The following is a 12886-nucleotide window of genomic DNA, read 5'->3' as shown; positions in this document are numbered from 1 at the left end:
GATATACAAGCAACTCTATAACCATAAAATAGATGATAAACAGGAGAGAATCTTGCCAAATTCAACTAACGAAAGCCAACATGTTACTGAACAAAGTGCATTACCCGGTAGAGAATTACCATTAACTGTATCACCCTACCATTACGTTACACAGTATGCGATAGATAACATTCCTGAAAATATGGAAATTGCTTATGTCGGAATGGGGTGTTTCTGGGGTGTCGAACGCCTGTTCTGGCAACAGGAAGGGGTTTATACCACTTCAGCCGGCTACAGTGGTGGCATCACGCCAAATCCGACCTATGAAGAGGTTTGTTCCGGATTAACCGGACATGCTGAAGTTGTCAGAATTGTGTTTGACCCGACAACAATTACCTATAGCCAATTATTAAAACTGTTCTGGGAAAATCACGATCCGGCACAGGGGATGCGTCAGCATGGTGATATTGGCACACAATATCGTTCAACTCTTTATACCGTTTCTCCTGAACAATATGCACAGGCAGTCGCAAGTCTCGAACAATATCAGCTGGCGATGGATGAGAATGGCGATCAGCGCACGATCACCACAGAGATCCGGGCAGCCGGACCATTCTATTTTGCGGAAGATTATCACCAGCAATACCTGATGAAAAACCCTGAAGGGTACTGTGGGCTGGGAGGAACGGGGATCTGTTTCCCGCCTACGTCCAGAAACTAGCCAGTTTAGTCAACCCAATGTTATAATTATTTGACTAAATTCATTTAAATTACGGCATATTACCTTTGCCGTAAGTTTTTATTTGTGTAATTTTTCACTCCTTTCTTCAGTGTTATTCAAATAAAAAACTACCCTGCCACTGAAGATAAGACTTGGATACTTTATGTTAAACAGTTTATTAATCATACTTTTGCTTTGTGCTATCAGCGCATTTTTTTCGTTATCTGAAATTTCTCTGGCTGCTTCAAGAAGAATAAAACTAAAACTGATGGTGAACGAGGGAAATATTAATGCTGCCCGCGTTCTTAAGTTACAGGAAACTCCGGGCCGCTTTTTTACCGTCGTACAAATTGGTCTGAATGCCGTAGCAATCCTCGCGGGTGTTGTTGGAGAATCAGCATTTTCGCCTGCTATTAAGTCACTACTGACCAGTTTCATGCCCCATGACTGGGCAGAGCAACTCGGCTTTATCTGTTCTTTTATTATCGTAACCAGCCTTTTCATTCTACTTGCTGATCTAACACCCAAACGTCTTGGGATGATTAAGCCTGAAGCCGTTGCTATCCGGATTGTTAACCCAATGCGTTTTTGTCTGGCAATATCCCGGCCTTTAGTCTGGCTGTTCAATGGGCTTGCTGACTGCATATTCAAGATTTTTAAAATCCCGATGGCCCGTAATGAAGATATTACCTCTGATGATATTTATGCTGTGGTTGAAGCTGGAGCTGTCGCAGGTGTATTACGTAAGCAAGAGCATGAGTTGATTGAAAATGTTTTCGAGCTGGAATCCCGTACGGTTCCGTCTGCCATGACCTCCCGCGAAAGTGTGGTTTATTTTGATAAGAATGAAGACGAAAACAGTATCAAAGAAAAGATTTCTACTCATCCACACTCGAAATTCCTTGTTTGCGACGGCGATATCGATCATGTCATGGGCTACGTTGATTCCAAAGATTTACTGAACCGTGTCCTGAGTGGGCAAAGTCTCAACCTGAAAAATGGTGTTCAAGTCCGCAATGCACTAATGATCCCGGATACCCTTTCGCTATCTGACACACTGGAAAGTTTCAAGGCTGCCGGAGATGACTTTGCCATCATTCTGAATGAATACGCACTGGTAATGGGTGTGATAACACTGAATGACGTTATGACGACTTTAATGGGCGATTTAATCGGTCAGGGGCAGGAAGAACAGATTGTTGTCCGTGATGAAAATTCCTGGTTAGTTGAAGGCGGCACGCCCATAGAAGATGTGTTACGAGTTCTGGATATTGAAGACTTCCCGGACTCCAGCAATTATGAAACGATTGCTGGTTTTATGATGTTCCGCCTGCGGAAAATTCCGAAGCGTACTGATTATGTGAAGTTCAGCGGATATAAATTCGAAGTGGTAGATATTGATAATTATAAAATCGACCAATTATTGGTAACCAAAATTGTTGATACTCCACCCCCTTCCAGTAGCCCAACAGAACCGGCAATATCTGAATAAATCCCAATAAGAAACACCAACAAAAAACGGCCGAAAGGCCGTTCATTCAGTTCCCAAAACTATTTTATTTTGGAACTACCCCATTTCGGCTTGTAGAAGTAACACCTGCTGGTTAACTTCACTCATGACATTGAAATGGCGTTTATCTTTTATTTTGGGAGGCAGAATTTTCCCATAATTAAATTCAAAGGCACCCATGTCTTTGATATATAACCTTCCACGGAATAGGGTTTTTACGTAGAGAGCAATTTTTAGTGGATTATAGCGCTGAAAGATTTTCATCTCTTTTTTACTCCTCCATGCTTCTTACGATACTATTTTTCTGTACTGCGCAATTAGTGAATCAAAAGGTACATCACGGCTGTGTACGTTCTATAGACTCTGCATCTGGAAATTCGTTCCCGAATACTGAAGATTCAATCGCTGTTTTAGCGTAACATAATGAAAAAATGGAGCATTATGTTATCCTTGTTGAAGATTTACTTATATTTTATTTTAAATGTTACCAAATTGTTTTATTTTATGAGAGCAGACCAGTTAACAGTCGCTATGCTGGGTATGATACTCCCTGATAACATGTCACATCATGCTAAGTAAGGAATAAATATGCTAAGAAACATAGTGTTAGCTTTAATATTGGGATTAACTTCAATTACTGCATTTGCTCATAACATTACTGTCGGGCAACCTGTGCCTGCCGTAATTATAGCAGACAAAGGTGAACTCCTTCTCAACAACGGTAAGTTTAGCTATCAACAATGGAGCAGTGCAGAACTGCCGGGGAAAGTCAGAACTATCCAGCATATTGCCGGACGCAGCTCTGCCAAAGAGATGAATGACCCTCTTATTCAGGCCCTAAAAGCCGCTGATCTTCCGAAAGATAAATATCAGACAACCAGCGTTGTAAACACTGATGATGCTATCTTCGGCACCAGTGCTTTCGTCCGGAGCAGCCTTGAAGACAGTAAAAAAGAATTCCCGTGGTCACAATTTATTGTCGATAGTGATGGTGTTGCCAAACAAGCATGGGGTCTGGAACCTAAAAGTTCAGCAATTATTGTGCTGGATAAAAACGGTATCGTACAGTTTGTCAAAGATGGCAAGTTGAACAATGAAGATATCAAGCACGTCCTTGCTTTGATCAAAGAAGAACTGAAAAATTAATCGGTTATATTAAAAATATCCGATGATATTGGCTGGTGATAATGGTTTCGTCAGGAACCATTATCACTTTACCCCATTAAAAAATCGTTACCCTAAACCCCGGGTTTAAAAACGATTCACGCGGCGTATAGTCCAGCGTTTTACCTGCCCAGTCAGTAACATGCCCGCCTGCAGCAAGTGCAACGGCGTGGCCTGCGGCAGTATCCCAGATATTTGTCGGCCCGAAGCGAGGATAAAGCTGGGCTTTCCCTTCAGCTACCATACAAAATTTAAGTGATGATCCGACTGACAGTGTTTGGTGAGCCCCTAACTGAGTAAGATAATCCCTCAGCTCATCATCCATATGAGAACGACTAACCACGACAGTGGGTGGTGTTGCAGAGACAACTTTGATAGGAAATTTCTGCCCGTTAGTTTCCTTCCACGCATGCCGCTCATGCCCTGAATAAAGAACGTCACGTACTGGGACATACACAACCCCCATGACAGGAATACCCTCTTCAATCAGTGCGATATTGACCGTAAATTCACCATTCCGATTAATGAATTCTTTCGTGCCATCCAATGGGTCAACCAGCCAGTAACGACGCCAGTTTTTCCTCTCATCCCACGTTGGAGGATCTTCCTCTGATATCAATGGAATATCAGGTGAAATACGTGTCAGCCCTGCTTTGATGATCTTATGAGCGGCAATATCCGCAGCAGTAACGGGTGAATCATCGGTTTTATGCTTTATTTGCATCGGTTGCTCATCATGATAAACGGACATGATGGCTGCACCTGCTTCCCGTGCAAGTTGGCAGATCTGTTGTAACATATACACCTCTGCATTTTCTAAAATAAAATAGCCGGTTATCCAGCTATTTTATTGTTCAGAATTACAGGATCTCAAGTAGTTCTACTTCAAAGATCAGAGTGCTGTAAGGAGGAATGGAAGCACCTGCACCGCGTTCACCGTAAGCCAGGTTGTGAGGGATATAGAGTTCCCACTTGGAGCCAACAGGCATCAGCGTCAGAGCTTCAATCCAGCCAGGGATAACGCCGCTGACAGGAAATTCTGCTGGCGTTCCACGCTGTACAGAACTGTCAAATACAGTGCCATCGATCAGACGGCCAGTGTAGTGAACACGAACACGGTCACTGCGAGCCGGGATTGCGCCATCACCCTGAGTCAGAACAGAGAACTGCAAACCAGACTCAGTGCTGCTCACACCTTCACGCTGTACGTTTTCTGCCAGGAACTTTTTGCCTTCTTCTGCCATCGCCTGCTGACGCTCACGACGAACACCATCGGCACGCTCATGTACTTCACGCAGAGCACGATGTAGTTCTTCTACAGGAAGCGCCGGAGCACGGCTTTCCAGTGCATCACACAGACCTGCCAGTAAAGCTTCTGGCTCCAGCCCTTGCAAACCGGATTCCTGCAATTGTTGTCCAACCTGCAAACCAATACCGTAGCTTGCACGTGCTTCAATAGATTCAAAAGAAGGTTTTGTCATGAAATTACCTTTATTGGATAAATAAAGGCTCAAGCATAACAGCCCTGCCTGAATGGGTAAACGCACGAAGGAATTAAAAAGAGAGAGTTTTACTTTTGTAAAACATTGTCTATTGCTATACTAGAGCATAAATTAAGCAGGAGGAGGCACAATTATGGCTGCTGTCGTTATTCGTCAATCTGGAGGAGCTAACATTGTTAGTATTCCAAAAGCTATTGTGAAAACACTGAATCTGCATACTGGCTCAAAGTTAGAACTGTCTATTCAGGATAACAGAATTGTACTCACACCAATTGAAGAAGAGTTAACTCTGGAATCACTATTAGCAGGAAGTCCCAAAGAATGTTTTACAATAACAGAAGAAGATAAAGAGTGGCTTAACTCCAAGCCTGTTGGTAAGGAAATACTCTGATGTATGTACCAGAAAAAGGAGACATTGTTTCATTAGATTTTGATCCAAGTGCAGGTAAAGAAATCATGAAACGTCGACCTGCATTTGTACTCTCTCGCAAAATGTTCAACGAGCATACAGGATTTGCTATTGTAGCCCCGATTACCAGTATGAAAAGAGGGATGAATATGGAAGTGATCTTACCAAAGGATCTATCTACTCAAGGAGCAATCCTTATTCATCAGATAAAATCCTTAGATTTTGCCAATCGCCAGATCAAATTTATTGAGAAAGCACCTCAAGATATCATCGAAAAAGTGAGTGAAATAGCTAAGGTGATCATTTCATAAGAAAACAAAAAACGCTGGCATTGCCAGCGTTTTTTGTTCACATGTTCTTGTAGCTAATCAAAGATTAAGCTTCTGGAACAATGCTAACGTTCAACTGTGCGAATACATCGCTGTGTACCTGGAAGTGAACTTCGTGCTCACCAACAGTACGCAGAACGCCGTTAGGCAGGCGAACTTCGCTCTTAGATACAGCAACACCAGCAGCAGTAACTGCATCAGCGATGTCACGAGTACCGATAGAACCGAACAGTTTACCTTCGTCACCCGCTTTAGAAGCGATAGTCACAACGCCCAGTGCTTTGATTTGCTCTGCACGAGCTTGTGCTGCTGCCAGAACGTCAGCCAGTTTAGCTTCCAGTTCAGCACGGCGAGCTTCGAAAAATTCGATGTTTTTCTTAGTTGCAGGAACAGCTTTGCCCTGAGGAACTAAGAAGTTACGGGCATAACCCGCTTTAACGTTAACTTGATCACCCAGGCTACCCAGGTTCGCTACTTTATCAAGCAGAATAACTTGCATTACCTTATCCTCTCAAAGTCGTGAATGGACTGTGCCTATTACTGATGACGATCAGTATAAGGCAACAAAGACAGGTAGCGTGCACGCTTGATAGCACGAGCGAGCTGACGCTGATATTTTGCACGAGTGCCGGTGATGCGGCTAGGTACAATTTTACCACTTTCAGTGATATAGTTTTTCAGCGTAGCAATGTCTTTATAATCAATCTCTTGTACGCCTTCCGCTGTGAAACGGCAGAACTTGCGACGACGGAAATAACGTGCCATTTGGCTAGTCTCCAGAATCTATCAATTCAATCTGCTCGGCATGAAGAACCAGTTTACTAAGACCATTGCGCCCATGATGGGAGTTAATGAATCCTGAAACGGTTATTCGACTACCGACCGTTATACTGTGAGTATATTCTTGTAACAATTGTCCGCTGGCAATAACGGGCATTCTGCACCATGACTGCCTGCTGAATCCGGCTTCCTGCTGCTGTGAACGATGTTCGAGCACAAACTGACAATGTGGAATACCGGATGGACTGACTTTTCGTATCGGTGTCTTGCACACTGTGCCAGAAAGCACCAAACGATTAGCTGTCACAGAGATTACTCTTCAGAATCCCCAGCTTCATCAACATCATCAACCAGGCCTTCTTCCAGGACCAGGTCACGGCTGCGACGTTCGTCTTTAGCCTTAACCATTGGTGATGGTTCAGTTACTGCGTGCTTAGTACGCATAACCATGCTGCGGATAACGGCATCGTTGAAGCGGAAGTTAGTTTCCAGCTCATCAATCGCTTCTTGTGGAGCTTCAACGTTCAACAGAACGTAGTGAGCTTTGTGCAGTTTGTTGATTGGATAAGCCAGTTGACGGCGGCCCCAGTCTTCCAGACGATGAATCTGACCTTGTGCGTTAGTGATAGTTGCACTGTAACGCTCGATCATGCCCGGAACCTGTTCGCTCTGGTCAGGATGGACCATAAAAACGATTTCGTAATGACGCATTATCATTGCTCCTTACGGATTATTCAGCCTCCTGTCAGGGTCAGCCGTGGCCCATGGAGGCAAGGAACGTGTTAAGTACGGCTGAAAAATCGACGCGTCACTATACCTGCGTAGTAGAAAAAACTCAAGTAATACCCGCCGTCTTTCAAGTTGCCTCTTTGTTGGCTACGCTCACTCACCCCAGTCACCGTTTTTATAAACAGACGATTGTCTATGTTCCTGGTGATGAGTTCCCTTGCTGCCGCGACGCATCTCGAAATCCATAGGGTATATTTTTAAGCGCTTCTCTGACGCATGATTTCAAACAGACAAACGCCCGTTGCAACTGAAACATTCAGAGAAGAAACAGAACCTGCCATCGGAATACTGACCAGCTCATCACAATGATCGCGAGTCAGACGGCGCATGCCTTCACCCTCAGCACCCATGACCAGTGCCATCGGGCCAGTCAATTTGCTTTGATACAGAGAATGAGTGGCTTCTCCCGCTGTACCCACAATCCAGACATTGTGTTCCTGTAATAAACGCAAAGTACGGGCGAGGTTAGTAACGCGGATCAGAGGTACGCTTTCTGCGGCACCACAGGCAACTTTTTTCGCAGTTGCATTCAGCTGTGCCGAACGGTCTCGGGGAACGATAACGGCATGAACTCCTGCGGCATCCGCAGTACGCAGGCAGGCTCCCAAATTATGTGGGTCAGTCACACCATCCAGCACCAGCAGGAAAGGACGCTCACACTGAGCCAGTAAATCAGGCAGGTCATTCTCCTGATATTGCCGTCCGGGTTTAACTCTCGCGATGATCCCCTGATGTACCGCATTTTCTGTCTGTGTATCCAGCCATTGGCGGTTAGCCAGTTGAACAGAAATCCCGATACTTTCCAGTTCCTGCAACAGCGGGGTCAAACGGCGATCTTCGCGCCCTTTCAGAACATAAACTTCCATGAAGCGCTGTGGATCACGCTCCAATAAGGCTTTAACGGCATGAATACCGTAGATAATTTCACTCATGACGGGATGATACCTAAAAAATGGAGGGCGGCGAAAACCGCCCTATTATCTCTATTTTTTGCTAGTTAACTATCAACTGTTTTCCGCGTTTTTTTCGCGCGTTTAGCTTTCAGCTTTGCCGTGATTTTTTTGGTTTTGTCTGAAATTTTCTTCTTTTTGCCTGCTTTTCCTGACTGGCTGTCTGACGTTTTATCTGACTTATTTCCTGAACTGGCTTTTTCCGTTTTTTTCTTCTTACGGAAACCGCTATCTGGCTCAAAATTATCTGATTTTTTATAATCACGACCTTTTTTGGCACCTTTACGCTCAAATGCGCCTTTTTTCGCTTTATCCCGTGCTGTTTTGCCTTTATTACGGGCTTTGCGGGTCGTAGAAAGCAAAGCAAAGTCAATCTTACGTTCATCCATGTGAACCGCTTCTACACGGATTTCTACTTCATCGCCAAGCCGATAAGTCTGCCCGGAAGATTCACCGATGAGACGCTGACCAACATTGTCATGACGGTAATAGTCATTATCCAATGTGGAAACATGTACCAAACCATCAATGAACAGATCATGCAACCTGACAAAGAAACCGAAGCCCGTCACACTGGTAATCAGGCCGGTGAAAACATTACCCACCTGATCCTGCATGAAATCACATTTCAGCCAGTCAGCCACATCTCGTGTCGCTTCATCAGCACGGCGTTCAGTCATTGAGCAGTGATCACCCAATTGCAGCATCTGCGCCATATCGTTGTGCCAGCCACCGGTTGGTGTCCAGTGCTGTTCAGCAGTACCGTTTTCCTGTGCCAGCAGATACTTAATTGCCCGGTGTAAAACTAAATCAGGATAGCGACGGATCGGCGATGTAAAATGTGCATAAGCGCGTAGGGCCAGACCGAAGTGACCGCGATTTTCCGGATCATAAATGGCCTGTTTCATGGAACGCAACAACATCGTTTGCAACAATTCATGGTCGGGACGTTCAGAGACAAGTTTCATCAGTTCAGCGAAATCTTTCGGCTCTGGCGTCATGCCACCCGGCAGTTCCAGTCCCAGTTCATTAAAGACCGAACGCAAATTCAGAATACTTTCTTCTCGTGGTCGATCATGAATACGATACAGAGCAGGTTCACGATGTTTTTCGACAAAACGCGCAGCCGCAATATTTGCCAGAATCATACACTCTTCGATCAACTTATGAGCATCGTTACGCACAACCGGTTCAATGCGCTCAATTCGCCTTTCTGCATTGAAAATAAATTTCGCTTCTTCAGATTCAAACGAAATGGCTCCCCGCTCGTCACGGGATACATCCAACGCCTGATAAAGTTCATGCAGATGTTCGATGTGCTCCACCAGCGGCTTGTAATGTTCTCGCAGTTCCTGATCGCCCTGTAGGATTTTCCCTACTTTGGTATAAGTCAAACGAGCGTGAGAATTCATCACCGCTTCGTAAAATTTGTATGAAGACAACCTTCCCTGAGCGGAAATCGTCATTTCACACACCATGCACAAGCGATCAACCTCTGGATTTAGCGAACATAATCCGTTTGATAACACTTCCGGCAGCATCGGCACAACCTGCGACGGGAAATAAACGGAGTTACCACGGCTACATGCTTCGGCATCCAGAGGCGTTTGTGGGCGAACATAGTAACTAACATCAGCAATGGCAACCCATAAGCGCCAACCGCCACCGCGTTTTCTTTCACAATATACTGCGTCATCGAAATCACGGGCATCTTCACCATCGATAGTGACTAACGGCAGTGCTCGTAAATCAACCCGGCCTTCTTTCGCTGATTCCGGGACATTTTCATCCAGACCAGCTAACTGTTTTTCCACTATCGGTGGCCAGTTATAAGGGATTTCATGGGTTCGAAGGGCAATATCAACCGCCATGCTCGTTCCCATCGTTTCACCGAGTACTTCAACAATTTTACCGATGGCTTTAGTACGACGGGTTGGGCGATTCGTCAGTTCCACAACAACGACATTCCCCATCCTTGCTCCGCAAATTTCTTCTTTCGGGATCAGGATATCGAAACACAAACGGCTGTCATCAGGAACCACAAAACCCATACCGGCATCGATAAAATACCGCCCGACTATCTGGCTGGTCTTTGGCTCCAATACCCGGACGATACGCACTTCAATACGGCCTTTACGATCCGGACGTAAAGGTTGAGCCAAAACAACATCACCGTGGATTGCCATCTTCATCTGTTCTGCTGACAGATAAAAATCCTCTTTGTGACCTTCCACCCGTAAGAATCCATAACCATCACGATGCCCAATGACAGTTCCTTTTAATAGATCCAATCTTTCCGGCAACGCATAACACTGGCGACGAGTGAAAACTAACTGTCCATCACGCTCCATTGCGCGCAAACGGCGACGCAATGCTTCCTGCGCCTCTGCGCTGGTTAACTGAAGTTCTTGTGCTATTTCCTGACGACTTACCGGAGTGGTGTGTTTAGAAAGGATATCCAAGATATATTCCCGACTTGGGATAGGAGATTCGTATTTTGCAGCCTCTCGTTCCTGAAAAGGATCTTTTGACATCGCTATTCCTCTGTTGTCATCAGTAAGCTGTTTATCCCCGCGCTTTATTTCCTGCTTCATTTCGTCAGCAACAATTGATAAAGGGGACGATTGTCTTCAACCATATCGGCCAAAGAATATTGATTTAATTCTTCCAAAAAGTTTTCCACTGCCTGATTCAATACTGATTTTAGACGACAGGCTGGAGTAATATGGCAGCTGTCGCAGTTAACTAATCCAAGTGGCTCCAGTAAACGCACCACATCACCAATTTTAATTTCACTGGCGGATTTTCCCAGACTAATGCCGCCGTTTTTTCCTCTGACAGCATTCACTAATCCCAGGTTACTCAGTTGATTAATGATTTTTACCATATGATTACGTGATACACCGTAAACTTCTGTTACTTCGGTAATATTTGTCATCTGGCCTTCAGGTAAAGAAGCCATATAAATCAGGGCACGCAAGCCGTAATCGGTAAAACTGGTTAACTGCACACTTACCTCTGGGTGGCTGGATATAACGGGGATTATTGGAAACCAAACAAGTAAAGATTATTGGTTTATCATCATTAACTGGTCACATTATGTGGGTATTTTAAAAATTAAGCAAAGCAAGCTGTCACCAGAAAAATGATAGAGGTACGGCTGTCTGCGTCCCTAAAATGCAAAAACCGGGCATAAAGCCCGGTTAGAGATACTTAGTGATTAAAAATAATCAGTTAAGCATCAAATGGATCGCGCAGGATCATCGTTTCAGAGCGATCAGGGCCTGTAGAAATAATATCAACAGGAACACCAGACAGTTCTTCTACACGCTTAATGTAGTTCAGAGCAGCTTGTGGCAACTGGCTGTGCTCTTTCACGCCGAAAGTGCTTTCATCCCAGCCCGGCAGGATTTCATATACCGCTTCCAGACCTTCCCAGTTCTCTGCTGCCAGTGGTGTAGTGTCGATGACAGTACCATCAGCCTGACGATAACCTACACAGATCTTAACTTCTTTCAGGCCATCCAGTACGTCCAGTTTGGTCATACAGAAGCCGGACAGGGAGTTGATTTGAATAGCGCGGCGGATAGCAACGATATCCAGCCAGCCAGTACGACGGCTACGGCCTGTGGTAGCACCGAATTCCTGACCTTTCTGGCGCAGATATTCACCGGTTTCATCAAACAGTTCTGTTGGGAATGGACCTGCACCAACACGGGTAGAGTAAGCTTTGACAATACCCAGTACATAATCAACGTAACGCGGACCCAGACCTGAACCCGTTGCAACACCACCAGCGGTGGTATTAGAGGAGGTTACATAAGGATAAGTACCGTGGTCGATGTCCAGTAATGTACCCTGAGCACCTTCAAACATTACCAGCTCACCTTTCTGAGTTGCTTTGTAAAGCAGGTCAGAAACGTCAACTACCATGCCAGTCAGGATATCCGCAATCGCCAGAATATCATCCAGAGTTTTCTGGAAATCAACGGCAGGTTCGTTGTAATAGTTAACCAGCTGGAAGTTATGATAATCGATGATTTCTTTCAGTTTAGCTGCGAAAGTTTCTTTATCGAACAAATCACCCACACGCAGACCACGGCGAGCCACTTTATCTTCGTATGCAGGACCGATACCACGACCGGTTGTACCGATTGCCTTCGCACCACGCGCTTTTTCACGAGCATTGTCCAATGCAACATGATAAGGCAGGATCAATGGACAAGCTTCAGAAATAAGCAAGCGCTCACGTACAGGAATCCCACGTGATTCAAGCTGGTTCATTTCTTTCATCAAAGCATCTGGTGCTAAAACGACCCCATTAGCGATAATGCTAATGACATTTTCACGCAGGATCCCAGATGGGATTAAGTGGAGAACGGTTTTTTCACCGTTAATGACTAATGTATGGCCCGCATTATGGCCCCCCTGATAACGGACAACATATTTAGCCCGTTCAGTCAGCAAGTCGACGATTTTACCCTTGCCCTCGTCACCCCATTGGGTGCCCAATACGACAACGTTCTTACCCATTTCAAAAGTTCACTCGGTTGCTTAAAAATGGATTCTACCATCTCATTTAGCACCTTTCAGTATTTTTTCTCACTTCTGTTATTTCGTTTCGTCATATTAACGGGCTGATAAGTAAGCATTGGTAATGACGGAATAACTCATAAGAGCTACAAAAGAAGCAATTTGAAAGACCGTGGGTATAAAAAATGACGTAAAAAGCCACTGTAAGTTTTCTTACAGT

The 12886-nt window shown here is 44.8% G+C and carries 16 protein-coding genes; 5 read left to right on the top strand and 11 right to left on the bottom strand.

The genetic code is table 11. The annotated features are described in order from the left end of the window. The first annotated feature begins 52 nt into the window (after positions 1-52). Together msrA and AACS90_RS01040 are read left to right on the top strand one after the other, a co-directional pair. On the top strand, positions 53-700 hold the full coding sequence (gene msrA, locus AACS90_RS01045) for a peptide-methionine (S)-S-oxide reductase MsrA (RefSeq protein WP_099119998.1): 648 nt from the start codon (positions 53-55) through the stop codon (positions 698-700). A gap of 163 nt (positions 701-863) precedes the next feature. Next, the gene (locus AACS90_RS01040; RefSeq protein WP_099119997.1) at positions 864-2192 is read left to right on the top strand and encodes a hemolysin family protein; all 1329 of its coding nucleotides are present in this window, start codon (positions 864-866) and stop codon (positions 2190-2192) included. 75 nt (positions 2193-2267) lie between these two features. On the opposite strand, the gene AACS90_RS01035 is transcribed toward AACS90_RS01040, so the two are convergent. Then, positions 2268-2474 (bottom strand): DUF1107 domain-containing protein, encoded by a 207-nt coding sequence (locus AACS90_RS01035; protein WP_099109376.1) that lies wholly within the window; start codon positions 2472-2474, stop codon positions 2268-2270. Positions 2475-2798: 324 nt separating this feature from the next. Between AACS90_RS01035 and AACS90_RS01030 the strand changes: the two genes are divergently transcribed. After that, positions 2799-3356 carry a YtfJ family protein gene (locus AACS90_RS01030; protein WP_099119996.1) on the top strand — a complete coding sequence of 186 codons (558 nt, stop codon included), beginning with the start codon at positions 2799-2801 and terminating at the stop codon, positions 3354-3356. Between the two features lie 76 nt (positions 3357-3432). Here the strand turns inward: AACS90_RS01030 and cysQ are convergent, their stop codons facing one another. After that, entirely contained in the window at positions 3433-4173 is a 741-nt protein-coding gene (gene cysQ / locus AACS90_RS01025) for a 3'(2'),5'-bisphosphate nucleotidase CysQ (RefSeq protein WP_099109374.1), read from the bottom strand. 61 nt (positions 4174-4234) lie between these two features. After that, the gene (locus tag AACS90_RS01020) at positions 4235-4855 is read right to left on the bottom strand and encodes a peptidylprolyl isomerase (protein WP_099109373.1); all 621 of its coding nucleotides are present in this window, start codon (positions 4853-4855) and stop codon (positions 4235-4237) included. Positions 4856-5009: 154 nt separating this feature from the next. Between AACS90_RS01020 and AACS90_RS01015 the strand changes: the two genes are divergently transcribed. Beyond that, positions 5010-5267 carry an AbrB/MazE/SpoVT family DNA-binding domain-containing protein gene (locus AACS90_RS01015; protein WP_099109372.1) on the top strand — a complete coding sequence of 86 codons (258 nt, stop codon included), beginning with the start codon at positions 5010-5012 and terminating at the stop codon, positions 5265-5267. Next, the gene (locus AACS90_RS01010) at positions 5267-5596 is read left to right on the top strand and encodes a type II toxin-antitoxin system PemK/MazF family toxin (RefSeq protein WP_099119995.1); all 330 of its coding nucleotides are present in this window, start codon (positions 5267-5269) and stop codon (positions 5594-5596) included. The genes AACS90_RS01015 and AACS90_RS01010 overlap by 1 nt, the downstream gene beginning before the upstream one ends. A gap of 64 nt (positions 5597-5660) precedes the next feature. Here the strand turns inward: AACS90_RS01010 and rplI are convergent, their stop codons facing one another. The 8 genes from rplI to AACS90_RS00970 form a co-directional block, all read right to left on the bottom strand. Then, positions 5661-6113 (bottom strand): 50S ribosomal protein L9, encoded by a 453-nt coding sequence (gene rplI / locus AACS90_RS01005; RefSeq protein WP_099119994.1) that lies wholly within the window; start codon positions 6111-6113, stop codon positions 5661-5663. A gap of 38 nt (positions 6114-6151) precedes the next feature. After that, positions 6152-6379, bottom strand: coding sequence for a 30S ribosomal protein S18 (gene rpsR / locus AACS90_RS01000; protein ID WP_000135199.1), 228 nt, complete (start codon positions 6377-6379; stop codon positions 6152-6154). Positions 6380-6383: 4 nt separating this feature from the next. Then, complete coding sequence (gene priB, locus AACS90_RS00995; RefSeq protein WP_099109369.1) at positions 6384-6701, bottom strand: primosomal replication protein N; 318 nt, start codon at positions 6699-6701, stop codon at positions 6384-6386. A 5-nt stretch (positions 6702-6706) separates the two neighbouring features. Next, a complete protein-coding gene (rpsF, locus tag AACS90_RS00990) occupies positions 6707-7105 on the bottom strand; it encodes a 30S ribosomal protein S6 (protein ID WP_086955108.1) in 399 nt (132 codons plus the stop codon). Between the two features lie 275 nt (positions 7106-7380). Continuing rightward, on the bottom strand, positions 7381-8115 hold the full coding sequence (rlmB, locus tag AACS90_RS00985) for a 23S rRNA (guanosine(2251)-2'-O)-methyltransferase RlmB (RefSeq protein ID WP_099109367.1): 735 nt from the start codon (positions 8113-8115) through the stop codon (positions 7381-7383). A 65-nt stretch (positions 8116-8180) separates the two neighbouring features. Further along, entirely contained in the window at positions 8181-10667 is a 2487-nt protein-coding gene (gene rnr, locus AACS90_RS00980) for a ribonuclease R (protein WP_099119993.1), read from the bottom strand. Between the two features lie 56 nt (positions 10668-10723). Next, on the bottom strand, positions 10724-11143 hold the full coding sequence (gene nsrR, locus AACS90_RS00975) for a nitric oxide-sensing transcriptional repressor NsrR (RefSeq protein WP_099119992.1): 420 nt from the start codon (positions 11141-11143) through the stop codon (positions 10724-10726). A gap of 224 nt (positions 11144-11367) precedes the next feature. Then, complete coding sequence (locus tag AACS90_RS00970; RefSeq protein WP_099119991.1) at positions 11368-12666, bottom strand: adenylosuccinate synthase; 1299 nt, start codon at positions 12664-12666, stop codon at positions 11368-11370. Between the last annotated feature and the right edge of the window lie 220 nt (positions 12667-12886).

The organism is Xenorhabdus sp. KK7.4 (assembly GCF_963876465.1).
Lineage (GTDB): Bacteria > Pseudomonadota > Gammaproteobacteria > Enterobacterales > Enterobacteriaceae > Xenorhabdus > Xenorhabdus stockiae.
Note: the sequence above shows the minus strand (reverse complement) of the source record. Positions and strands in the feature narration are given on the sequence as shown.